The sequence below is a fragment of the Nonomuraea sp. NPDC050733 genome, from assembly GCF_040654215.1.
Taxonomy (GTDB): domain Bacteria; phylum Actinomycetota; class Actinomycetes; order Streptosporangiales; family Streptosporangiaceae; genus Nonomuraea.
In genome coordinates this window covers 77196-99100 of record NZ_JBFAHO010000003.1, presented here as the reverse complement: position 1 = coordinate 99100, position 21905 = coordinate 77196, and the positions used below count along the sequence as shown (strand labels likewise).

The 21905-nt window shown below is 72.1% G+C and carries 27 protein-coding genes; 12 read left to right on the top strand and 15 right to left on the bottom strand.

Features of this window, described 5'->3' with window-relative positions; translation table 11 throughout:
* Positions 1–41 precede the first annotated feature (41 nt).
* Positions 42–455 carry an ester cyclase gene (locus AB0H64_RS07090; RefSeq protein ID WP_357621011.1) on the bottom strand — a complete coding sequence of 138 codons (414 nt, stop codon included), beginning with the start codon at positions 453–455 and terminating at the stop codon, positions 42–44.
* Positions 456–499: 44 nt separating this feature from the next.
* On the opposite strand from AB0H64_RS07090, the gene AB0H64_RS07085 reads away from it, so the two are divergent.
* Positions 500–1111 carry a TetR/AcrR family transcriptional regulator C-terminal domain-containing protein gene (locus AB0H64_RS07085; protein WP_357621009.1) on the top strand — a complete coding sequence of 204 codons (612 nt, stop codon included), beginning with the start codon at positions 500–502 and terminating at the stop codon, positions 1109–1111.
* Positions 1112–1132: 21 nt separating this feature from the next.
* On the opposite strand, the gene AB0H64_RS07080 is transcribed toward AB0H64_RS07085, so the two are convergent.
* The 3 genes from AB0H64_RS07080 to AB0H64_RS07070 form a co-directional block, all read right to left on the bottom strand.
* Positions 1133–1732 carry an ankyrin repeat domain-containing protein gene (locus tag AB0H64_RS07080; protein WP_357621007.1) on the bottom strand — a complete coding sequence of 200 codons (600 nt, stop codon included), beginning with the start codon at positions 1730–1732 and terminating at the stop codon, positions 1133–1135.
* Positions 1733–1879: 147 nt separating this feature from the next.
* A complete protein-coding gene (locus tag AB0H64_RS07075) occupies positions 1880–3526 on the bottom strand; it encodes a DUF2207 domain-containing protein (RefSeq protein ID WP_357621005.1) in 1647 nt (548 codons plus the stop codon).
* A 58-nt stretch (positions 3527–3584) separates the two neighbouring features.
* The gene (locus AB0H64_RS07070; RefSeq protein ID WP_357621003.1) at positions 3585–4682 is read right to left on the bottom strand and encodes an FAD-dependent monooxygenase; all 1098 of its coding nucleotides are present in this window, start codon (positions 4680–4682) and stop codon (positions 3585–3587) included.
* Positions 4683–4798: 116 nt separating this feature from the next.
* Between AB0H64_RS07070 and AB0H64_RS07065 the strand changes: the two genes are divergently transcribed.
* On the top strand, positions 4799–5734 hold the full coding sequence (locus AB0H64_RS07065; protein WP_357621001.1) for a TetR/AcrR family transcriptional regulator C-terminal domain-containing protein: 936 nt from the start codon (positions 4799–4801) through the stop codon (positions 5732–5734).
* A gap of 53 nt (positions 5735–5787) precedes the next feature.
* Here the strand turns inward: AB0H64_RS07065 and AB0H64_RS07060 are convergent, their stop codons facing one another.
* The gene (locus AB0H64_RS07060) at positions 5788–6549 is read right to left on the bottom strand and encodes an alanyl-tRNA editing protein (RefSeq protein ID WP_357620999.1); all 762 of its coding nucleotides are present in this window, start codon (positions 6547–6549) and stop codon (positions 5788–5790) included.
* 170 nt (positions 6550–6719) lie between these two features.
* Here AB0H64_RS07060 and AB0H64_RS07055 point away from each other — a divergent pair, with 170 nt between their 5' ends.
* Entirely contained in the window at positions 6720–7337 is a 618-nt protein-coding gene (locus AB0H64_RS07055; protein WP_357620997.1) for an SGNH/GDSL hydrolase family protein, read from the top strand.
* 25 nt (positions 7338–7362) lie between these two features.
* Here the strand turns inward: AB0H64_RS07055 and AB0H64_RS07050 are convergent, their stop codons facing one another.
* The 7 genes from AB0H64_RS07050 to AB0H64_RS07020 all read right to left on the bottom strand — a co-directional run bounded on the left by AB0H64_RS07050 (position 7363) and on the right by AB0H64_RS07020 (position 11799).
* Positions 7363–7734: a DUF2516 family protein gene (locus AB0H64_RS07050; protein ID WP_357620995.1), complete on the bottom strand. Its 372-nt coding sequence runs from the start codon at positions 7732–7734 to the stop codon at positions 7363–7365.
* A 157-nt stretch (positions 7735–7891) separates the two neighbouring features.
* Entirely contained in the window at positions 7892–8311 is a 420-nt protein-coding gene (locus tag AB0H64_RS07045) for a hypothetical protein (protein WP_357620993.1), read from the bottom strand.
* Between the two features lie 3 nt (positions 8312–8314).
* Positions 8315–8809 carry a helix-turn-helix transcriptional regulator gene (locus tag AB0H64_RS07040; RefSeq protein ID WP_357620991.1) on the bottom strand — a complete coding sequence of 165 codons (495 nt, stop codon included), beginning with the start codon at positions 8807–8809 and terminating at the stop codon, positions 8315–8317.
* Positions 8810–8869: 60 nt separating this feature from the next.
* A complete protein-coding gene (locus AB0H64_RS07035; RefSeq protein ID WP_357620990.1) occupies positions 8870–9775 on the bottom strand; it encodes a M56 family metallopeptidase in 906 nt (301 codons plus the stop codon).
* The gene (locus AB0H64_RS07030; protein ID WP_310706894.1) at positions 9772–10128 is read right to left on the bottom strand and encodes a BlaI/MecI/CopY family transcriptional regulator; all 357 of its coding nucleotides are present in this window, start codon (positions 10126–10128) and stop codon (positions 9772–9774) included. The genes AB0H64_RS07035 and AB0H64_RS07030 overlap by 4 nt, the downstream gene beginning before the upstream one ends.
* A 110-nt stretch (positions 10129–10238) precedes the next feature.
* Positions 10239–11063 carry a class I SAM-dependent methyltransferase gene (locus AB0H64_RS07025; protein WP_357620987.1) on the bottom strand — a complete coding sequence of 275 codons (825 nt, stop codon included), beginning with the start codon at positions 11061–11063 and terminating at the stop codon, positions 10239–10241.
* Positions 11056–11799 carry an SDR family NAD(P)-dependent oxidoreductase gene (locus tag AB0H64_RS07020; protein ID WP_357620985.1) on the bottom strand — a complete coding sequence of 248 codons (744 nt, stop codon included), beginning with the start codon at positions 11797–11799 and terminating at the stop codon, positions 11056–11058. The genes AB0H64_RS07025 and AB0H64_RS07020 overlap by 8 nt, the downstream gene beginning before the upstream one ends.
* Positions 11800–11900: 101 nt before the next feature.
* On the opposite strand from AB0H64_RS07020, the gene mshA reads away from it, so the two are divergent.
* Genes mshA through AB0H64_RS07005 form a run of 3 tightly spaced genes read left to right on the top strand, consistent with a single transcriptional unit; the run spans position 11901 to position 14476 of the window.
* Positions 11901–13178, top strand: coding sequence for a D-inositol-3-phosphate glycosyltransferase (mshA, locus tag AB0H64_RS07015; protein WP_357620983.1), 1278 nt, complete (start codon positions 11901–11903; stop codon positions 13176–13178).
* Positions 13179–13204: 26 nt separating this feature from the next.
* Positions 13205–13693, top strand: a complete 489-nt coding sequence (locus tag AB0H64_RS07010; protein WP_357620981.1) for a YbjN domain-containing protein — start codon at positions 13205–13207, stop codon at positions 13691–13693.
* Positions 13694–13732: 39 nt separating this feature from the next.
* Complete coding sequence (locus AB0H64_RS07005) at positions 13733–14476, top strand: phosphoglyceromutase (protein ID WP_310706890.1); 744 nt, start codon at positions 13733–13735, stop codon at positions 14474–14476.
* 68 nt (positions 14477–14544) lie between these two features.
* On the opposite strand, the gene phoU is transcribed toward AB0H64_RS07005, so the two are convergent.
* Positions 14545–15189 (bottom strand): phosphate signaling complex protein PhoU, encoded by a 645-nt coding sequence (phoU, locus tag AB0H64_RS07000; RefSeq protein WP_357620979.1) that lies wholly within the window; start codon positions 15187–15189, stop codon positions 14545–14547.
* A gap of 132 nt (positions 15190–15321) precedes the next feature.
* Here phoU and AB0H64_RS06995 point away from each other — a divergent pair, with 132 nt between their 5' ends.
* Together AB0H64_RS06995 and AB0H64_RS06990 are read left to right on the top strand one after the other, a co-directional pair.
* On the top strand, positions 15322–16491 hold the full coding sequence (locus tag AB0H64_RS06995) for an ATP-binding protein (RefSeq protein WP_357622134.1): 1170 nt from the start codon (positions 15322–15324) through the stop codon (positions 16489–16491).
* The gene (locus tag AB0H64_RS06990) at positions 16488–17180 is read left to right on the top strand and encodes a response regulator transcription factor (protein ID WP_357620977.1); all 693 of its coding nucleotides are present in this window, start codon (positions 16488–16490) and stop codon (positions 17178–17180) included. Before AB0H64_RS06995 ends, AB0H64_RS06990 begins: the two co-directional genes overlap by 4 nt.
* A gap of 211 nt (positions 17181–17391) precedes the next feature.
* Here the strand turns inward: AB0H64_RS06990 and AB0H64_RS06985 are convergent, their stop codons facing one another.
* A complete protein-coding gene (locus tag AB0H64_RS06985; RefSeq protein ID WP_357620975.1) occupies positions 17392–17973 on the bottom strand; it encodes a copper chaperone PCu(A)C in 582 nt (193 codons plus the stop codon).
* Positions 17974–18212: 239 nt separating this feature from the next.
* Between AB0H64_RS06985 and AB0H64_RS06980 the strand changes: the two genes are divergently transcribed.
* From AB0H64_RS06980 to AB0H64_RS06965, 4 genes are all read left to right on the top strand, one after another.
* Positions 18213–18695 carry a CarD family transcriptional regulator gene (locus AB0H64_RS06980; RefSeq protein ID WP_043624891.1) on the top strand — a complete coding sequence of 161 codons (483 nt, stop codon included), beginning with the start codon at positions 18213–18215 and terminating at the stop codon, positions 18693–18695.
* A 17-nt stretch (positions 18696–18712) separates the two neighbouring features.
* The gene (gene ispF, locus AB0H64_RS06975; protein WP_357620973.1) at positions 18713–19192 is read left to right on the top strand and encodes a 2-C-methyl-D-erythritol 2,4-cyclodiphosphate synthase; all 480 of its coding nucleotides are present in this window, start codon (positions 18713–18715) and stop codon (positions 19190–19192) included.
* A 170-nt stretch (positions 19193–19362) separates the two neighbouring features.
* A complete protein-coding gene (locus tag AB0H64_RS06970) occupies positions 19363–19650 on the top strand; it encodes a GlsB/YeaQ/YmgE family stress response membrane protein (protein WP_357620971.1) in 288 nt (95 codons plus the stop codon).
* A gap of 99 nt (positions 19651–19749) precedes the next feature.
* Positions 19750–20028, top strand: a complete 279-nt coding sequence (locus AB0H64_RS06965; protein ID WP_310706884.1) for a GlsB/YeaQ/YmgE family stress response membrane protein — start codon at positions 19750–19752, stop codon at positions 20026–20028.
* Positions 20029–20182: 154 nt separating this feature from the next.
* Here AB0H64_RS06965 and AB0H64_RS06960 read toward each other — a convergent pair whose 3' ends face one another.
* Positions 20183–21868, bottom strand: a complete 1686-nt coding sequence (locus AB0H64_RS06960) for a DUF2637 domain-containing protein (protein ID WP_357620969.1) — start codon at positions 21866–21868, stop codon at positions 20183–20185.
* Positions 21869–21905: the final 37 nt, after the last annotated feature.

Below are 21905 nucleotides of genomic sequence, written 5' to 3'. Positions count from 1 at the left end.
CCACCTGCTGACTCCCGGGCCGCTCCGACGCCGGACGGCTCTCAGTCGGTCTCGGGCCAGTCCCAGGCGAGCTGGAGGAACAGGCCCAGGCGGTCGCTGACCGCGCGGATCTCGCTGATCCTCCCGTCGCGCACCGTGAAGATGAAGATCGCCTCGGCGGCGAAGCTCCTGCCGGTGGGCTTCGGCATGCGCGGGTGGTGGCCGGTGTGCGTGCCCGTCATGAGCAGCCGCGCCACGACCCGGTCGCCCTCCTCGACGAGCTCCTCGACCGAGAGGTGGAAGGGGTCGAACGCGTCGAGCTGCATCCTGATGCCGTCGAACGCGGCGCCGGGGACGTCGGGCTCGCCAAAGATGATCTTGTTGTGGTCGACGACGTCGGCGGCCATGAAGGCGGGCAGGTCGTCCAGGCGCCGCCCGTTGAGTGCGGTGATGAAGTCGCGGACCAGAGTCTTCACGGTGACCTCGCTCTCTTACGGTGTAAGACACTATCTTACGGTGTATGAAACGAGCGGGACTGTCAAGGGAGAAGATCCTGGACGCGGCCCTCGACCTGGTGGACCGGGACGGCATCGCCGCGCTGTCCATGCGCAGACTGGGCAAGGAGCTGGGCGTCGAAGCGATGACCCTCTACTACTACCTGCCGAACAAGGACGCGGTCCTCGACGGCCTCGTGGACCGCACGCTGGCCGGTGTCGCCGTGCGGCCGGAGGGGCCGTGGCGGGAGTGGGCGCGGGCGTTCGCGCTCTCGCTGCGGGCGGCGCTGCTCGCCCATCCCGCCCTGCTGCCGCTCGTCGCCACCCGCCCCGTCTCGACGCCCGGCGGCCTGGAGACCGTCGAACGGGTCGCGCGGGCCCTGGTCGCCGAGCGTTTCAGTCCGACCGACGCACTCCACGTGATCACCACGCTGGCCACGTTCGTCATCGGGCAGGTGCTCGCGGAGGCCGGCCGCACACCGGGGCACGACGGGCCCGACCCCGAGCCGCAGCTCGACCCTGCCCGTCACCCCGTCGTCGGTCAGGCGCTGGCGGCCGGGCTCGGCACCGCCGACGACCACGAGGACCGCTTCACCTACGCCCTCGACGCGCTCCTGTCGGGGCTGGCCCCGCGATAGCGCCCGGAGGGTTCCCTCGGCTCACAGGCGGGGGTGTGTGGCGTCGCGCAGGACGGCGGCGATCTCCAGGTGGCCCTTGGCGACCGCGTGCTCGAACGCCGAGACCCCGTCCCGGTCGGTCCGGCGCGGGTCCGCCCCGGCCGCGAGCAGCAGCCGGACGATCTCCTGGTAGCTCTCCGAGCCGTCGCCCGCGATGACCGCCTTCAGCAGCGCCGTCCGGCCCAGGTCGTCGGTGTGGTCCACGTCGATGCCCGTCTCCAGCACCGCGCGCACGTAGCCGGTGTGACCGCGCTCGCAGGCCGGGATGAGCACCGTGGCCCCGTTGCGGTCGGTGCTGTTCACGTCGGCCCCGGCGCGCAGCAGCACGCGCAGCATGGCCACGCTGCCCGTCACCCCGCTGAGCAGCCACGGGGTGTCGCCCTGGAGGTCGGCCGCGCCGGGGTCGGCCCGCGCGGACACGAGGAGCTGCGCCACCTCGACGTGGTCGGCGGCGGCCGCCAGCAGCAGCGGGGTGCGGCCCCGGGCGTCGCGGGCCTCCAGATCGGCCCCCTCGGTCACGGCCTCGCGCACGGCGACGGCGTCGCCACTGGCCGCGGCTGTCAGCAGTTCCTCGTCGCGCACACCTGATCCTTTCACGCCGGCGTCCGCCGGCCGCGACAGGCCCGCCCGGCGCCGTCGGAGCGCCGTCCGTTCCCGCCGTCCACCGGGTCGCCTACCCTCCGGTACGCCCTCCGCACCCCGCTGACCAGGCGAATCGGCCAGCAGCGATCAGAGGGTGCGGAACTGGCGGGTCGCCGAGATGGCGCCCGAGGTGGTGGTCGTGAACGTGCGCATCGAGCCCGCGAACTTCGACAGGTCCCACTCCGCCGGCCCGTGGTACCAGTACAGGTTGTCGGCCTCCCGCCCGTCGCCCGTGACCGAGGCGACGACCCGCGACCAGTGCTCCACCCCGTCGAAGATCACCGCGTACGGGAGGTAGCGGGAGAACAGCTCCACCCGGTGCTGCTCCGGCACCTCGCCCAGGTCGCCCGAGAACAGGTACTCCCGGAACGCCAGCGTGTGCGCCAGCGCCGCCGACCCGCGGGCCGTCTTGGCCGGCATGTACTGCCCGCCCACGGCCAGCGCCCCACCCGCGATGACCAGGGCCAGGCCCAGCAGGCCGTACGTCGTGAGCCAGGCGAGCGCCACGGTGGCCAGCAGGCCCACGCCGATGAGCACCACGCCGGCCAGCGTCCACCGGGTGCGCTCGGTGTCGGGGCGGCGGGCGAACCAGCCCTGCCTGACCACGTCGGCGTACAGGGCGTCGCGCACCTCACCGAGGTGGCTGGCGAACGAGCCGGACAGTTGCGACAGCAGGACCGCGTCACGCCCGTCGAAGATCGCGTCGTAGAGCGCCCGCTCGTACGGCAGCAGTGCGGCGGGGTGCCCGGACGGCACCCTGACCAGCATCCAGTCGGGCGCGTCATAGGTCTGCCGGGGCTGCTCGTCGATCCGCAGGAACCCGCGCACGGCCAGGTCCACGATCGTCGCCGTCACGTCCACCACGTCGGCCTGCTCGTCCACGAGCGTGCCGATCTGGCCGGGCCGCACCCCGTCGGGCGGGGAGAAGTGCCCGTTCTGCACGGGGACATCCTGGGCGTGGTCCTTCTCGTGGGCCACCACCCTGGCGTCGCGCCCGCGCGTCCAGTACAGCAGCCCCAGGCCGCCGAGCAGCAGCACGAGGAGGGCGGCGAGCGCGCCGCCGGTGACGGTGTTCAGCGCGAACGCCGAGGTCAGCGAGAAGCGCCGGTCGAGGATCGGCGCCCCGGCGACGGAGTCCTCGGGATAGGCGACGACGACGGTGAGCGCCTGGCCGGCCGCCAGGTTCGCCTGCTCGAAGGCGGCCTCGGTGCCGGTGTGGTCCATGGACGCCGAGGTGCAGCCGACGGCCGAGGTGAGCTCGCCGGCGAAGCACGACAGGCTCTGCACCAGGCCGGGCCCGGCGACCTTGACCGTGGCCTTGGCGACGGGGGCGTTCCAGCCGTTCACCGCGAACCAGCGCAGCTCCCGCACGCCGCCGGCAGGCGTCACCGTGCCCTTGACGTCGTACTCGACCGTGGCGGGCGCGGTCACCGCCAGCACGTCGCCGGACAGCTTGCCGCCCTTGACGTTCGAGATCTGGTACAGCCGGTCGTCGGCGTCGTCCTGGCGCGTCCTGGTGAGGAACGTCCGCTGGAGCGCGCCCGTGGCGCCAGAGAGCTTCTCGGAGACGTGCAGGGTGCCGTCCTTGCGGAGGGTCATCGTGATCTGGTCGATGATCCCCGCGCGGGCGGCCTGGGCCGGGGCGGGGGTGGTCGCGAGGAGCGCCGCCGCCAGGGCGACCGATGCCAGAACGGCGGCGCTCGTGGCGGCCGGCGCACGCCTGAATCCCGTCATGGCCGGACATCGTAGCGGCAACCGTCGCGCCGCTTTCGCGGTGATCAGGGGGATCGGATCAGCGGTCGAGGGAGATGGCGGTGGCCGCCCGCCGCACGCTCTCGTCGGAGGCGCCCTGGCCGGGGTTCTCCGTGGCCAAATCCTGGTTGAGCCGGACGAACGGCCGCATCCGCTCCTCGTACCGGTCGAACGCCCCGTCCCGGTCCGCGCCCAGCTCCTCCGCCAGCACGTACGCCCCCACCATGGCCAGGCTGGTGCCCTGTCCCGAGAGCGGCGAGGCGCAGTAGCCCGCGTCGCCCAGCAGCGTCACCCGTCCCGTGGACCAGCGGTCCATGTGGATCTGGGCCATGGCGTCGAAGTAGAAGTCGTCCGCCTCCCACATGGCCTTCATCAGCCGCGGCGTCTCCCAGCGCAGCGCCGAGCAGTGCTCCTCGACCAGCCGCTTCTGCGCCTCGACGTCGCGGTGGTCGTACGCGATGGGCCCGGCGCCGAAGCCGGCGTTCACCCGGATCGTGGCGTTGCCGGGGGCGCTGTAGACGCCGTAGCCGGCGTCCCCCTCGCGGTGCCAGACCTGCCAGCGGTCGAGGTCGAGGAAGTTCGGCGCGCTGTAGATGGAGACGTACATGCCGAGGTGGCGGACGAACCGCGCCTCGTCGCCGAACGCCAGCGCGCGCACGTTGGAGTGCAGGCCGTCGGCCCCAACGACGTAGCCGAACCGCCGCCGCCCACCGCGCTCGAATGTCACGTCCACGCCGTCGCCGTCCTGCTCCAGCGCGGTGATCGAGTCGCCGTGAATTGTCTCGGCGTCGCGGGCGGCTCCGGTGACGAGGGCGACGAGGTCGTCACGCATGATCTCCATGTCGTCGCCGTCCAGCCGGCCGCCGCTGACGGTGTACTCGGTGGTGCGCGTGGTCTCGTTGCCGTCGCCGTCCACCATGGACATGCCGCGCATGTCGGTCTTCAGGGCGAGAGCCTGCTCCAGGATGCCCATCCGCTCCGCGACGGTGACGGCGACGCCCCGGAGGTCGACGGCCTGGCCGCCCCGGCGCGGGGCGGGCGCGCGCTCCACGATCGTCACGTCGAAGCCGTACCGGCCCAGCCAGTACGCGAGGACGGGGCCGCCGATGCCGGCGCCGGAGACGAGGACGGTGTTCATGTGATCCCCTCAGCTGTATGGACGCTGTACGCGGCTGAATGTACGCCGTATTTTCAGCACGTACAACCAGTTTGCTGCGCTACTCTGTACTAGTACAGCTATGACCAGGAGGTTCGATGTCGGCTCCGCCGTACCTGCGGATCGTCGAGGACGTGAAGGCCCGCGTCGCCCGCGGTGAGCTCAAGGAGGGGGACCGCGTGCCCTCGACCCGGCGGCTCGCCCAGGACTGGGGCGTCGCGCTCGCCACGGCCGCCAAGGCGCTCACCACGCTCGCCCAGGAGGGCGTGGTCAGGGCGGAGCCGCGCGTCGGCACGCTGGTGACCTCGTGGCGGCCCGGAGCCGCCCAGCGGGGCCCGGTGCCGCCCGCCCGGCGGTCCGGTGGAGGGGAGCACGAGCTGACGCGCGAGCGTGTCGTCGGCGTGGCCGTCGAGATGGCCGACGCCGAGGGGCTGGCCGCCGTCTCCATGCGGGGCATCGCCGGGCGGCTCGGCGTGTCCACCATGTCGCTCTACCGCCATGTGCGGAGCAAGGACGACCTCGTCGGGCTGATGACCGACGCGGTGATCGCGGAGTTCCCGCTGCCCGACGAGCCGCCGCCCGGCTGGCGGGCGCGGCTGGAGGCGTCCGCGCGCCTGCAGTGGGCCGCCTGCCGCCGGCACCCGTGGCTGGCCTGGGTCACCTCGCTCACCCGGCCGCGGCCCTCCGACGGGCTGCTCCGGCACACCGAGTGGGCGCTGGCCGCCCTCGACGGCCGCGGCCTCGACCCGGTCACGATGATGCAGGTGCACATCCTGCTCTACAGCTACGTCCAGGGCATCGCGGCCAACCTGGAGCTGGAGCAGCAGGCGCAGGCCACCACCGGCCTGACCGACGAGGAGTGGATGGACCGGCACGCCGGCTACCCGACGCTGATCGAGTCGGGCCGCTATCCCACGTTCACCCGGGTGGTCGAGGATCTGGACGGCGACTTCGAGCTGGACCTCGACCGGCTCTTCGAGTTCGGGCTGCGCCCGCTGCTCGACGGCCTGGCGCGGGTCGTCGAAGGGCGTTGACGCGGCGGGAGGAGGTCAGTGGAGGATCTCGATACGGACGCGCCGGAAGGAGGTCAGTCGCAGATCTCGATACGGACGCGCCGGAAGCCGCGCCCCTTGCTCTCGATCTTGGCCACCCGCAGCCGGCCGATCTGCCTGGTGGAGGCCACGTGGGTGCCGCCGTCGGCCTGCGTGTCCAGCCCGACGATGTCCACGATCCGGACGTCGGTCACCGACTCCGGCACCAGGTTGGACGCGGTGCGGATGATGTCGGGGATGGCGAACGCCTCCTGCCGGGGCAGGACCCGCACGTCGATGCGCCGGTCGGCCTGGATCTCGGCGTTGCACGCGGCCTCCACCGCGTCGCGGAACCCCGGCGGCACCTCCGGCAGGTTGAAGTCCATGCGGGCCACGCCGACCGTGCCGCGCTCGGGCACGATCGCGGGCTCCATGTTGCCGCCCGTGACGAGCGAGCCGTAGTCGCGGAACACCACCCCGCACAGCACGTGCAGCCCCGAATGGGTGCGCATGAGGGCGGAGCGGCGCTCGTCGGCCACGGCCGCCCGGACGGTCGTGCCCGCCGGCGGGATCGGGTCGCCCTCGGCGGGGACGAGCTGGAGGTCGTCGCCCTTGCGCACGCCGGCGATCCGCGTCTCCACACCCTGCCAGAGCAGAACTCCGTGATCGGCGGGCTGGCCGCCCCCGCCCGGATAGAATGCCGACCGGTCCAAGACGATTCCGTCGGGCGTCGCTTCGAGGACGACCGCCTCGAAGTCGCGAAGGCTCTGGTCGGACAGTTCCAGCCTTCGCGTGCGTCCATGGAGGTCGATGGTCATGGCGGCAGCCTAGAGCTCCTGAGGTGGCGATGCGCGACCGGGTGCGTTCCCCCCTGACCGCATCGGCCGCGCTGCTCCTGGCGATATGTCCAGTGATAGCGGGATGCGCGACTTCTGCGGAGTCGCGTGACCCCACGAGCTCGCTCAGGGCGTCGCCAGTCGCTTCGTCCGTGCGCCGCACGGCCGCGTCCGCACCCGCCCCCGCACCCCCACCACGCCGCGAGCCCGGCGCGGCCCCGGTGATGATGGTCGTGGGCGACAGCTTCACGGTCGGCTCCGGCCCGGTGCCGCAGTGGCGGGCCTACGCGTGCCAGGCCGCCCGCCTGCTCGGCTGGCAGCCGGTCGTCGCCGGCGCGGGCGGCACCGGCTTCCTCAACCGGGGGCGCGCCGGGCGCACGTTCCAGCAGTCGTACGAGGACGAGCTGTCCTGGCGCCCGGCCCCCGACGTGCTCGTCGTCTCCGGCGGCCACAACGACCAGCGCTGGACCACCGGGCAGCTCGGCCGGGCGGCCACCACGCTCGTGCGCGACGCCCGCGAGCACTGGCCCGCCACGAGGATCGTCGTCGTCGGCCCCATCTGGCTGGGGAAGGTCCCGCCCAAGGCCCTGCGGGTGCGCGACACCCTGGCCGGGGTCGCCCGGGAGGAGGGCGTGGAGTTCCTCGACCCGTTGCGGAGCCGGTGGGCCGGCGACGACCCGGCGGGCGTGGTGCTGCCCGACGGTGTCCACCCGACGCGGGCCGGTCACCTGATGCTGGCCCGCTGGCTGGCCCGCGCGCTGCGCAGCTAGCCGCCCCGGCGCGGACGGCCCGGGGTCACCAGGGTCCGTAGGGGCCGCTGCTGCCGCCGCGCCCGCCCATGCCCTTGACAGCCGGCTTCACGTCCACGATGTAGACCACGGCGGCGATCACCGCGACGATCGAGAAGAAGCTGACCGCGCCGAGCCCGATGAACTGCAGCCCGCCGACGAGCAGGAACGCGTTGAGGAACGACCACGCGCCCGCCAGCGAGAACAGCGTCGCCAGCGCGAGGATGATCAGCCAGATGTTCTTCTTCAGCTTGCCCGCGGCGACGAACGCGGCCGGCGGCACCCGCAGCGCGTGCAGCAACCCGTAGGCCGACATGCCGAGGATGGCGACGGCGAGCAGCAGGAAGAGGAAGTTCAGGCCGCCGTTGACGATGTCCATGTGTGCGCTCCGCCTCACGCTCGCGATGAATCGGGCCCCAGCCTAATAGCCGGGGCGGCCCGCCGAGCACCCGCGCGACGGTCACCGCTTCGGAACTGGCGCCGCGGCATGCGAGAGGCCCGCCCCCGTGACGGGGACGGGCCTCAGGCGGCGAGCATCAGGACTTGGCCTTGGGGGTGGTGCGGGTCTTCTTGGCCGGGGTGACCGGGGTGGCGACGGGCGGCTCGGCGGCCTCCGACACCTCCTCCAGCTCCAGCGCGGCCTCGCCGCTCACCTTGCTGACGGCCTTGCGGCCACGGGAGGCGAAGTCCTCGTAGGCCACGGTGGCGCGCTGGGTGAGCTGGTCGGCGTAGACCCGGGCCTTCTCCGGCAGCTCCTTGGCGAAGCCCTCCGCCTTGTCGGCGTAGGCGCGGGCCAGCTCGGGCAGGTCCTTGCCGAGCTCGGGCCGGCGCGCCTGCAGCTTCTGGAGCTGCTCGGGAAGCTCGCGCAGCTTCTCGACGGCGTAGTCGCCGACGCCCGCGACGGCGTAGAACGGCTTGGACTCGGTGAGCTTCTTGACCTCGGTGGCGAGCGTCATGGGTTAACCTTCCTTGGTTTCCTGGGTGACGGTGCCGTTGTCGGTGGATGCCGCGTAGGGCTCAAGAGCGGCGAGAAGCTCCTCCGGCAGCGGCTGCTCGTCGTCCGTGACGGAGTCGCTCCGGGGATGAGCTTTCTGGGAGGTCTGCTCATCTCCGGCGCGCTTCTCCTTACGGAACGACTCATAGATATCGATCAGCACCTGGCGTTGCCGCTCGGTGAGATGCGTGTCGGCCCTGATGGCGGTGACGACGTCGCTCGGGGTCTCACGGTCCTCGATGAGGCCGGCCTGCACGTAGAGCGCCTGGGCGGAGATGTGCAGGCCCTTGGCGATCTGGTTGAGGATCTCCGCGCTCGGCTTGCGCAGGCCGCGCTCGATCTGGCTGAGGTAGGGGTTGGAGACCCCCGCCGCCGCGGCGAGCTGACGCAGCGAGATCTTCGCCTGGGTCCTCTGCTCGCGGATGTACTCGCCGATCGAACCGACCTTCGGTAGTGCCATGCCTCTATTGTGCGTCACTCTGCTTGCAATTGCAAACGGAATGGCTAACACCAGCAAGCACTAGAGCTGGTAGATCCACAGGAGCGGAGTGGACGTGACCAACGTCACGGACAGCGCGACGGCGCCGTAACGGACGCTCGCCGGAAGCTCCGGCACCGGCTTGAGCAGCCGGTCGACCCGGGCCATGAGGTTCTGGGCGCCGACGCCCAGCATGCCGCTCGGCGTCGGCATGGCCCCGGCCGTGCCGAACCTGAGCAGCGCGGTCGCGAGCCGGCGCGGCGAGCAGTAGCGCCGGGCGCGGTCGTCGGCGGCCATCTCGATGAGCAGCTCCACCTGGGCCTGCGCGTCGCAGACGACCTTCGACCAGGGCAGCGCCCTGCGCAGCGCCCCGAACGGCAGCAGCACCAGGTCGTGCCGCTCGCGCACGTGGGCCGCCTCGTGGGCGAGCACCGCGGCCAGCTCGTCCTTGGACAGCAGGCTCAGCGCGCCCTGGCTGACGACCACCTGCGAGCGCAGGCCCGGCACGCAGTAGGCGGCCGCGCTCGGGTGGTCGAGCACGCGGACGCCGGGCAGCACCGGGTCGTCGTGGGAGATCAGGGCCAGCAGCATGCGGTGCCGGCGGCGGGCCCGCAGCGCCTGCACGCCCGCGGTGAGCAGGACCGCGACCAGCACGGCCAGCGCGGTGAGACCGGCGACCATCGCCACCACGTGCAGCGCGTCCCACGGCTCGCGCGGGGACCGGCCGGCGGCGAAGGAGACCAGCCCGTGCAGCACGCCCTCGCCGTACGGCTGGACGGCGAAGGCGAGCATCGAGCCGGTGGTGGCCATGCCCCAGGACACGCCAAGGGCCTGCCAGAGGAGGATCGCGGTCTTGGGGGCCCGGGAGGTCCAGCGGGCCGTGGTGAAACGCCAGGAGCCGAGCCCGCACGCCGTGGCGAGCGCTGCCAGCACCGCTGCCGTGGTCACTCGTCCTCCAGCTCCGTGAGGGCTCTTCGCAGGATCTCCGCCTCCGGGCCGGACACGGCCTGGGCGAAGCGGGCGAGGGCGGCCGAGCGGTCGCCCGTCATGTCGAGCGCCTCCAGCATAAGCTCCGCGACGTACGCGTCGCGGGTCGCCGCCGGTTCGTAGCGCCAGGCCCGGCCGTCACGGGTGCGCTGAAGGAACCCCTTGCGGGTGAGACGGTCGAGGACGGTCATGACCGTGGTCGGGGCGAGGTCGCGGTCGGCGATGAGCCGGCCCACCTCGCGGGCGGTCAGCGCCCCGCTCTGCGCCCAGAGGATGTCCATGATGCTGCGTTCCAGCTCGCCTAGACCCTTCACACTCTCCAGCGTAGTACTACGACCTGTCGAGCACACATCCGATGTCGTGAGACCTCCGGCACACCGGTCCACGATCTTCTCGCCCGCAGGCAAGGATCATGTGGGGACGGTCAGCGGGGCCCCGTCACCGGCGCGACGGCCTGCCACGGCAGCGTGACCTCGCCCAGCCGCCACCGCGCCGCCCCGCCCAGCGGCGCACCGCGCGGGATGGGCCACGTCCGGCTCAGCATGCCCACCGCCGCCAGCCACCGCTGCCGCAGCCCGTGCACCCCGTACGGCGCGCAGACCGCCCAGGCGTGGTCGAAGTCGCGCAGGAAGGCATGGATGCGCTCACCCGGGACGTTGCGGTGGATGAGCGTCTTGGGCAGCCGATCGGCCAGGTCGGAGGGCCGCTCGAAGGCGTCGAACCGGGCCGACAGCGTCAACGTGCGCGGCCCCTCGGCGCTCAGCCCGGCCCAGACCGCGCGGTGGCCGACCTCGGACGAGGTGCCCTCCACCAGGACGCCCCCGGGGGCGAGCCGGCCGCGCAGCAGGTCCCAGTAGTGCCACGCCTCCGCCTCGTCGTACTGGCGCAGCACGTTGAAGGCGCGCACCAGCACCGGCGGGCGCGCCACGGGCAGCTCGAACCCGCCGAGCGCGAAGCTCAGCCCCGGCCGCTCGTACGGCTTGGCCAGCGCGACCCGCGCCGGGTCGATCTCGATGCCCGTGACCTCGACGTCGGGCCGCACCCGGCGCAGCCGCGTGAACAGCTCCAGCGTCGTCACGTGGGAGGCGCCGTAGCCGAGGTCCACGACCAGGGGCCGCTCGGCGGCGCGGAGCAGGCCGCCGTGCGCTGCGGCGATCCACCGGTCGGCCCGCCGCAGCCGGTTCTGCCCGGTCGTGCCCCGGGTGATCGAACCGACCGGCCTGCCCGCCGAGCCGGCCGGCCTAGCCACTGACGCGGTGGACCTTGTGCTGGGCGGCCTGCGCGCGGGGGCGTATGACGATCCGGTCGATGTTGACGTGGGCGGGCCGGGTGACGCACCAGACGATCGCGTCGGCCACGTCGTCCGCGCTGAGCGGGTCGGGCACGCCCTGGTACACCCGGGAGGCGGCGGCCTCGTCGCCACGGAACCGGGTCACCGCGAACCCCTCGGTCCGCACCATGCCGGGAGCGATCTCCACCACCCGTACCGGCTGCCCGACCAGCTCCAGCCGGAGCGTGCCGGCCATGGACGACTGGGCGTGCTTGGCCGCGACGTACCCGCCGCCGCCCTCGTACGGCGTCAGCCCGGCGGTCGAGGTGAGCAGCACGAGCACGCCGTCACCCGACTCGACCAGCTTGGGCAGCAGCGCCTGGGTCACGCGCAGCGTGCCGAGCACGTTCGTGTCGTACATGCTCTGCCAGTCGTCGAGCCGCGCCTCGGCGACGGACTCCATGCCGAGCGCGCCGCCGGCGTTGTTGACGAGCACGTCGCAGCGCTCCAGCGAGGCGGCCAGCTCGTCCACCGACTCCTGCGAGGTCACGTCGAGTGTGACGGGCCTGATCGAGGGCACCTCTTCGGACAGCCGCTCCAGCCGCTCGCGCCGCCGGGCGCCCGCGACCACGTCGTAGCCCTCCGCGGCCAGCCGCCGCGCCGTCGCCTCGCCGATGCCGCTGCTCGCACCGGTCACCACAGCCGTTCTCCTCATGGGCACATCCTGCCAGCCCCTTCACGACACCCTGCTGTGACCACATGTCGGGAATGCCGGAAAGACCTGGAGAGTTATTTGCCTTTTGGAGGTGATGTCGGGTGAGGCGACGGCCGGTCAACCGGGTCGCGACGATCAGCATGCACACGTCACCGCTGGAGCAGCCCGGCACGGGCGACGCCGGCGGCATGAACGTGTACATCGTCGAGTCCGCCAAGCGGCTCGCCCAGCTAGGCGTGGAGGTGGACATCTTCACCCGCGCCACCGCCGGTGACCTGCCACCCGTGGCCGAGGTCGCCCCGGGCGTCCTCGTCCGCCACCTCACCGCGGGCCCGTACGAGGAGCTCGACCGGGCCGACATGCCGGGCCAGCTCTGCGCGTTCCTGTCCGGCGTCCTGCGGACCGAGGCCATGTACGAGCCGGGCCGCTACGACGTCATCCACTCCCACTACTGGCTGTCGGGCCAGGTCGGCTGGCTGGCCAAGGAGCGCTGGGGCGTGCCCCTCGTCCACACCATGCACACCATGGCCAAGGTCAAGAACCGCCTGCTGGCCCGCGGCGACAAGCCGGAGCCGCAGGCCCGCGTCGTCGGCGAGCAGCAGGTCGTGGACATCGCCGACCGCCTCGTCGCCAACACCGCCGACGAGGCCCGCGAGCTCATCGAGCTGTACGGCGCCTCCGAGGACCGCGTCGCGGTCGTGAACCCCGGCGTCAACCTCACCGTCTTCCAGCCCGCCTCCAAGGGCGCCTCCCGCCACCGGCTCGGCCTGCCGCAGGACGCCCACGTCCTGCTGTTCGTCGGGCGCATCCAGCCGTTGAAGGCCCCCGACGTGCTGCTGCGCGCCGCCTCCCGCATGCTCATCGAGGACCCGTCGCTGCGCGAGCGCCTCGTCGTCGCCTGCGTGGGCGGCCCCTCCGGCAACGGCCTTGCCAGGCCCTCGATCCTCACCGAGCTGGCCGCCGAGCTGGGCATCGCCGACGTGGTGCGGCTCGTGCCGCCCGCGCCGCAGCAGGAGCTGGCCGACTGGTACCGCGCCGCCGACGTCACCGTCGTGCCCTCCTACAGCGAGTCGTTCGGGCTGGTCGCGCTGGAGTCGCAGGCATGCGGCACGCCCGTCGCGGCGGCCGCCGTCGGCGGGCTGCGCACGGCCGTACGCGACGAGGTGTCCGGCGTCCTCGTGAACGGCCACGACTCCCACGAGTGGGCGCGCACCCTGCGCCGCTTCCTCACCTCGCCGCGCTGGCGCGAGGGCCTGTCGGCGGGCGCGCGCACGCACGCCGCCGCCTTCGGCTGGCAGGCCACCGGCTCCCGCCTCAGGGACGTCTACGCCGAAGCCGTCGGCCATCTGCACCCCGTGTCCCTGGCCGTCAACTCGTAGGGCCGTCAACTCGTAGGGTGTACGGCATGCGCGATGTCGTCGAAGCCGCGCTCAAGGCCGCGGACGTCTCCTACGACGAGCCCCGGCCCGGAGCCTTCCTGGTGAAGCTGCCCGGCCAGCACAAGCTGGCCACCATGACCTGGCTGATCGTCGGCGAGCAGGCGCTGCACGTCGAGGCGTTCTTCTGCCGCCAGCCCGACGAGAACCACGCCGAGTTCTACAAGTGGCTCCTCGGCCGCAACGGCGGCATGTACGGCGTGCACTTCTCCGTCGACCCCGTGGGCGACGTCTACCTCGTGGGCCGGGTGCCGCTCGCGGCCGTCAGCGAGGAGGAGGTGGACCGCGTCCTCGGCTGCGTGCTGACCTACTCCGACGACTGGTTCGACCGGGCGCTGGAGCTGGGCTTCGCCTCGTCGATCCGGCGCGAGTGGGAGTGGCGGGCCAAGCGGGGGGAGTCGCTGGCCAACCTCCAGGCGTTCGCCCGCTTCGCCGACCCCGACCGGGCGCGGACCTGACCCGGCGACGTTTTGGCGGGGGCCCCTAGGATTGGCGGCATGGCGACTTTGGTGCTGCTGCGGCACGGCGAGAGCGACTGGAACGCTAAGGGCCTGTTCACCGGCTGGGTGGACGTCAGCCTGTCGGCCAAGGGCGAGGACGAGGCCCGCCGGGGCGGCAGGCTGCTGGTGGAGGCCGGGCTGCGGCCCGACGTGGTCCACACCAGCCTGCTGACCAGGGCCATCCAGACGGCCCAGTTCGCGCTCGGCGAGGCCGACCTGCTCTGGCTGCCGGTGCGCCGCTCCTGGCGGCTCAACGAGCGCCACTACGGCGCCCTGCAGGGCAAGAACAAGGCGCAGACGCGCGAGGAGTTCGGCGAGGAGCAGTTCATGCTGTGGCGCCGCTCCTACGACGTGCCGCCGCCCCCGATCGCCGACGGCGACGAGTACTCCCAGGCCGGCGACCCCCGCTACGCGCTGCTGCCGCCGGAGCTCATGCCCCGCACGGAGTGCCTGAAGGACGTCGTGGACCGGATGCTGCCGTACTGGTACGACGCGATCGTCCCCGACCTGGCGGCCGGTCGCACGGTGCTCGTGGCCGCGCACGGCAACTCCCTGCGCGCGCTGGTCAAGCACCTCGACGGCATCGGTGACGAGGAGATCGCGGGCCTCAACATCCCCACGGGCATCCCGCTGCGCTACGAGCTGGACGAGTCGTTCCGTCCGCTGCGCCGGGGCGGCGAGTACCTCGACCCCGACGCGGCCGCGGCGGCCATCACGGCGGTCGCCAACCAGGGCCGCTGAGACCGGCCTCACCGGTAACGGAAAAGGTGCCGGCCCGCTCGGCGGGCCGGCACTTCAGCGGATGGGACTCAGGCCGGACGCGAGCCCGTCACCAGGTAGACAACGGCCCCCGCGACGCGCACCGCGTGGTCGGCGTACCTCTCGTAGTAACGGCCGATGAGCGTGATGTCGATCGCCGGCTCCACGCCGTGCGCCCAGTCCTTGGCCAGGATCGTCCGGAACAACCTGCGGTGCAGCCTGTCCATGGCGTCGTCGTCCTGGTCCAGCTCCAGCGCCGAGTCGACGTCGCGGGAGGCGATGCAGCTCCCGGCCTTGGTGACCAGGTTCTCGGCGATCTGCCCCATCTCCAGGATGGTGGAGCGCGCCTCGGCCGGGATGGCCGACTCAGGGTGGCGCAGCCGCGCCACCTTGGCCACGTGGACCGCCAGGTCGCCCATGCGCTCCAGGTCGGTGCCCATGCGCAGCGCGGTGATCACCATCCGGAGGTCCACCGCGACCGGCTGCTGGCGGGCCATCAGCTCGAAGATCGACGCCTCGACGTCCTCGAAGATCGCGTTCACCTCATGGTCGCGGGAGATGACGCTCTCCGCGAGCTGGAGGTCGGAGTCCAGCAGGGCGGTCGTGGCCCGGGAGATGGCCGAGCGGACAAGCCTGGTCATCTCGACGAGCTTGTCAGTCAGGGAGTCAAGTTCCTCATGGTACGCGTCGCGCATGCCGTCACCGTACGTGCGCGTCGATGAACGAACCCCTACCGCCAGATGAACTTTCCGGGAAAGCGGCATTCATCCCCAGGTGAGAGGTCTGTCGTCGGATGCCGGCCACCTACCATCGAAGGCATGAGTGAGATGGCCATGAGCTTCGCGGCCCTGGCGGGCTTCGTCGTGGGGGCCTTCGCGATCTTGTTCTATCGCAACCAGATCGAGGCGCCGCGCCGCGCCGCCGAGCCTGAGGCGCCCGACCCCGGCGCGCTGCCGCAGGGCGTGGCGTCGGTGCTGGCCGTCCTGCCCTCCTCGGCCGTGGTCCTCGACGCGCACGACCGGGTGCTGCGCGCCAGCTCCGCCGCGCGCGCGTTCGGGCTGGTCAAGGGCGACAGGCTGATGGCCGCCGAGCTGCTCGCCCTGGCCCGGCAGGTACGCAGGGACGGCGAGATCCGGGAGACCGAGATCGACGTGGCAGGCCACAAGTTCGGCCAGGAGACCACCAGCTTCGCGGTCCGTGTGGCGCCCCTAGGCTCCTACGGCCAGGTGCTGGTGCTCGCCGAGGACCAGACCGAGCGGCGCCGGGTCGAGGCCGTGCGCCGCGACTTCGTCGCCAACGTCAGCCACGAGCTCAAGACCCCCGTGGGGGCCTTGAGCCTGCTCGCCGAGACTGTCCAGGACGCCGCCGACGACCCGGTGGCGGTCACCCGATTCGCCGGCCGCATGCAGCACGAGGCGGCCCGGCTCACCTACCTCGTCCAGGACCTCATCACGCTGAGCCGCATCCAGGGCGCCGAGCCCATCCCCACCCCCGGCCAGGTGGTCGTCGACGATGCCGTCCACGACGCCATCGACCACTGCAACACCCGCGCCAGCGCCAAGGACATCACCCTCGTCACCGGCGGCGCCGAGGGACTGCGCGCCTGGGGCGACGACGAGCTGCTCGTCACCGCACTGCGCAACCTCATCGACAACGCCATCGCCTACAGCCCCGAGCACACCCGCGTGGTCGTCAGCGTCAGAGCGGCCGGCGACTCGGTCGAGATCAGCGTCAGCGACCAGGGCATCGGCATCCCCGAGGAGTCGCTGGAGCGCATCTTCGAGCGCTTCTTCCGTGTCGACGCGGCCAGGTCGCGCGCGACCGGCGGCACCGGCCTCGGCCTGGCGATCGTCAAGCACGTCGCCGCCGCCCACGCCGGCGAGGTCTCGGTCTGGAGCAAGGAAGGCTCCGGCTCCACGTTCACGCTGCGGCTGCCCGCCTTCGGCGGCACGGCAGTGCCCGTACCAACCGCTAACCCCCTGGAGGCGGCCCGATGACCCGAGTACTGGTGGTGGAGGACGAGGAGTCCTTCTCCGACGCGCTGTCCTACATGCTGCGCAAGGAGGGGTTCGAGGTCTCCATCGCGGCGACCGGCCCCGAGGCGCTCGAGACGTTCGACCGCAACGGCGCCGACCTGGTGCTGCTGGACCTCATGCTGCCCGGCCTGCCCGGCACCGAGGTGTGCCGCTCGCTGCGCCAGCGCTCCAAGGTGCCGGTCATCATGCTGACGGCCAAGGACAGCGAGATCGACAAGGTCGTGGGCCTGGAGCTGGGCGCCGACGACTACGTCACCAAGCCGTTCTCCTCGCGGGAGCTCGTGGCGCGCATCCGCGCCGTGCTGCGGCGGCAGGGCGACCCCGTGGAGGAGCTGGAGACCGCGGTCCTCGCGGTCGGACCGGTCCGCATGGACGTCGACCGGCACGTCGTCGCGGTGCGGGGCGAGCAGGTGCAGCTTCCGCTGAAGGAGTTCGAGCTGCTGGAGGTGCTGCTGCGCAACGCCGGCCGCGTGCTGACGCGGGGACAGCTCATCGACCGGGTCTGGGGCGCCGACTACGTGGGCGACACCAAGACCCTGGACGTGCACGTCAAGCGGCTGCGGGCGAAGATCGAGGCGGACCCGTCCGACCCGCGCTGCATCCTGACGGTGCGGGGGCTCGGCTACAAGTTCGACGCCACCGACTCCTGAGCCGCAGCCGGTGCCTGGGTGGGCGCCGACTCGTGAGCCGCCGCCGGCGCCTGGGCGGGCGCGGGCGGCCGCTCAGGCCACGGCGACACGCCCGGCGGCGCGCCTGCCGTCCCGCAGCCGTCGTCCGGCGCCCGTCGTCAGCATGGAAAACCCCGGCCCGCCTCACGGCGCGGACCGGGGTCTCTCGTTGTGGAGCGTCAGTGCGGACTGATCAGTGGGCGGCTTCGCTCTCCGTGGCGGAGGGCGTCGGCGTGGGCGTCGGGGCCGCCGTGGCGCCGGGGGCCGGCGGGTAGTCCTTGAACTCGCGGCTGCGCGTGACCACAGGCACGTTCAAGGACACGACGCCGGCGTTGGCGAAGGTGAGGTCCAGCTTGACGCTCTCGCCGCCCCTGAGGCTCTTGGAGAGGCTCTCCAGGATGAGCTGCGGCGTCGGCTTGCCGGTGTTGACGAGCTGGTTGCTGGGGAGCTGGATCGGCGTGGCCACCTTCACGGTCCCGAGCGACCCGGCGGAGACCGCCGTGAGGGTGTCGGGCGCGCCGGCGGTGTTGATGATGTTGAGGTAGATCGGGGCGGAGCCACGCCACGCGAGCTGAGCCCCCGAGTCGGGGCCGAGGACGAACGCCTGGGGGATCTGGATGCCACGCGCGCCGTACTTGCCCTGCTCGATGAGGACGCCTGCCTCGTTGGGTGCGTACGGTTTGGCGGTGTTGGCGCCGAATCCAGCCGAGCAGCCGGCAAGAACGGGAGCTGCCAGGAGCGCGGCGGTGGCGACAATCCAGCGACGGCTGGTCACGGGCGGGTTCTCCTTGTATCGCGCATGCGTGATGGTGCAGCGCCTACCATATCGATCGATTCCATGGTCATTCCCGCGCCCCCGCAGGTCATTAGCCGTGCGGGCATATGCGATTCATACAGTTGACGGGTTGTCAACCCCTAATATGCGGCTTTGACCTGCAGTTATGGTGATTTCACTGTTCCGGGAGGCTGTGAACGCGTGGTACCCTGGAGTACAGCGGAAGGGGTACTTGTCACATGACTTTCCAGGTCGGCGACACTGTCGTCTACCCCCACCATGGGGCTGCTCGGATCGAGGCAATCACCAAGCGATCCATCAAGGGTGAGGAAAAGACCTACCTGGTGCTCAAGGTCGACAAGGGCGACCTTACCGTCCAGGTGCCAGCCGAAAACGCCGAACTCGTCGGCGTGCGTGACGTCGTAGGCCAGGAAGGCCTCGAGCGGGTTTTCGACGTCCTCCGGATGCCGCACACGGAGGAGCCGACCAACTGGTCCCGTCGTTACAAGGCAAATCTCGAGAAGCTCGCGTCGGGGGACGTGAACAAGGTCGCCGAGGTGGTCCGCGACCTGTGGCGGAGGGACCGCGAGCGCGGCCTGTCCGCCGGTGAGAAGCGCATGCTCGCCAAGGCGCGCCAGATCCTGGTGAGCGAGCTCGCGCTCGCCGAGAAGACCAACGAGGACAAGGCTGAGGCCCTGCTCGACGAGGTCCTCAACTCCTGAGCACGAGCATCCCCCGGGTGGGCGTCGGAGTCGACGTCCACCCGTTCGCATCCGGGCGCGAGCTGCACCTCGCCGGCCTGCACTGGCCGGGTCAGACGGGCCTCGCGGGCCACTCCGACGGCGACGCCGCCGCGCACGCGGCCTGCGACGCACTGCTGTCCGCCGCCGGACTCGGCGACCTGGGCGGCCTGTTCGGCACCGCCGACCCCCGTTGGGCCGGCGCCTCGGGCGTCGTCCTGCTGGAGGAGACCGCCCGCCAGGTGCGCGCCGCCGGGTTCGAGATCGGCAACGTCGCGCTCCAGGTCATCGGCAACCGGCCCAAGCTCGCGCCACGCCGCGCCGAGGCCGAGAAGACACTGTCGGCCGCACTCGGCGCGCCCGTGAGCGTCAGCGCCACCACCACCGACGGGCTCGGCCTCACCGGCCGGGGCGAGGGCGTCGCCGCCATCGCCACCGCGCTCGTCGTCAAGCTCTCCGCCTCTGAGGGCGTCTCCTGACGGGTCGCCGTCGAGCGGCGCCCCGGCGGGCGCCGCCTCCGCCTGCTGCGCCGACCGGGGAGACGGTCCGTCACCGGAACGGTACGGACCGTAGCCTATCGGTGGGAGTAGTGGTGGATTAGGCCGGGTACGCCCCCTTATGACATGTGAACGTCTCGGGGGGAGTACACATGATCGGCGCCATCGTCTCTGCCGTCGTCATCGGTGCCATCATCGGTGCGCTGGCAAGGCTCATCGTTCCGGGCAAGCAGAACATGAGCATCGGGCTGACGCTCATCGTCGGCATCGTGGCCGCTCTGCTCGGAACGCTCATCGCCCAACTCGCCGGCTGGGCCGACACCAAAGGCATCGACTGGATCGAGCACATCCTTCAGCTGGTGCTCGCCATCGGAGGGGTGCTGCTGGTGTCCAGGATGAGCACCGGGAGAACACACGGCCCGGGTACTACAGGCGTCTGACCAGGGCCAACGTAATTTCTACGCATAATCGTGCGGGCCTGGGTACTGATCTCACCGTGAGAGAGTGAACGGCTCACCCTCATGGGGAGGTTTCGTACCATGACAATCCAGTCCATCCTTGGCGCGATCGTCATCGGCGCCGTCGTCGGCGCTGTCGGCCGTCTGCTGCTTCCCGGCAGGCAGGCCATCGGGTGGATCCTCACCGTCGTCGTCGGCATCGTGGCCGCCCTGCTGGGCACCCTCATCGCGCAGGTTCTGGGCGTTGAGACCACTCCGGGCATCGACTGGATCGAGCTCGTGATGCAGGTCGTCCTGGCGATCGTGGGTGTCGGCCTCGTGGCGGGACTGCGCCGCGGCAGCGGTTCGCGGAGCATCTAAGACCACGACCCCGCCTCTGAGAGGGGCGCGGCACACGGTATATGCGGAAAGACCCGCTCGGTTCGCCGAGCGGGTCTCCGTGTTGCCTGGGCTTGTCGTTCCCCCTTGAGAGGGCCTGTGGGCCTTTCAGGGGCTCTGTGGGGCGTGTCCCGTGTCAGTCCTCGGGTGGGAGCGGCGTGCTGCGCATGCGGCCCGCAGGGGCGTCGTACGCCTCGGCGGGCTCCTCGTGGACGACGGGATGGGGGGCGGTGTCCACCATGGACTCGTCACGCTCCCCGGAGAGCCCGCGGGGGGCGGTGGGGTCGCCGTGAGAGGCGTCCCGGGGGTCCTGTGGATCCTGGGTGTCGTCCTGGGTGTCGTCCGGTGCGGCCTCTGGAGCGTTGCCCGGCGCGGCATTCCGCGCGGTGGACCGGGCGGTGGACCGGGTGGCCGACCGGGACTCGGCCGGGTCGGCGGCCTCGCGGCCGTGCGCGGGATCCGGCGTCCCTTCCCCCGCAGCCTCGGCAGCGGGCCCAGTCGCGGCCCCAGCGGCGGTCCCTGTGGCGGCCTCTTCGGCGGTCCGGGAGGCGTGCTGAGGTGCGGCCGTCCCGGGGGCGGCGGTGGAGCGGGAGCGGACGGGGGCGGCGTCGTCGGAGAACACCTGGACGGGCTGCGTGTCGGCGTCCTTGCCGGCCGGAGTGCGGGGATGGACGAGCACGTCGGTGGGCCTCACCCGATCCCCCCAGCGCACCGGACGCCGCGGAGCCTCCTCCCGGGGTGTGACCTCTTGGGGCGGGACCTCGTGGGGCGGGACCTCCTCCCGAGGTGCCTGCTCCCGGGGTGCGGCCTCCTCGTGGGAGACGGCATGGGCCACGGCCTCCTCCCGGGGCCCGAAGTCCTCCTGGGGCACGGGCTCAGCACGAGGTACGGCCTGTTCCCGGGTCGCTGTGTCCTCGCGGGGCGCGGCTTCCCGCCTGGGGGCCTCGGACTCGCGGGGTGCGGCCGCCTCATGCGGCGACTCCGCCGGCTCCTCCTCCTCTGGTGCGACCCTGCTCAGGGGCGCGGCCGTCTCCAGACGTACGGCAAGCTCCCTGGTGCGGTCGGTGCGGTCGGTGCTGCGCTCGGAACCGCCGGTCTCGCCTGGACGGCCGGTTCCGCCGTCCCCGCCGGTCTCGCCGGGGCGGTCCGAGGCCGCCGGCTCGGGTGTCGGCCAGCTCGTGACGCGCTCAGAGATCGGCGGCGTCTCGGGCGCCGGGGTCGGGCCGACGACCGGCGTCGGCTCCAGCACCTGCTGCACCGGCTCGGTGAGTGGCGGCGTCTCCGAGAGAGGCGGCGGCGTGTCGGCCGCGCGACCCCGGGGGAAGGGGACGAGATCCGCCTCACCACCCTGCTCCCCGTCGTCGGCCCGGTCGCCGTCGCGTGCGGAGTCGCGTACGGAGCGGCGATCCTGGACGTGCTTGATCAGCAGCAGCCACAGCCACAGCGCCACCGCGAGCATCACCCACGGCGCCAGGGCCACGCCGACGGCGGCCTGCCGTACGTCCGGCTCCAGCCGCAGCGCGGTCGAGACGTCGGTCGCGGCGGCGGCCACCAGCAGCACGACCAGGACGATCGCCGTCTGGAGCCGCACGAGCAGCCGCGCCGAGCGCAGCAGCAGCAGGCTGATCAGCGCGACCGCGAGCACCGCGTCGAACGCCGCGGGATAGAGGTAGGCGAGGTCGGCCCGGGCCTCGCCACGTAGGGCCAGCGAGCGCAGGTCGTCGAAGGAGAGCGCGCACGCGGCGCCGGTCAGCGCGGCGACCGCGACACCGGCCAGGGCGATGCCGAGGCGGCGGAGCGTAGAGGGGGGAGTCACGTCCATGGCGCTGTCGAGCCTACAGAAGAATGGCGTCCACGAC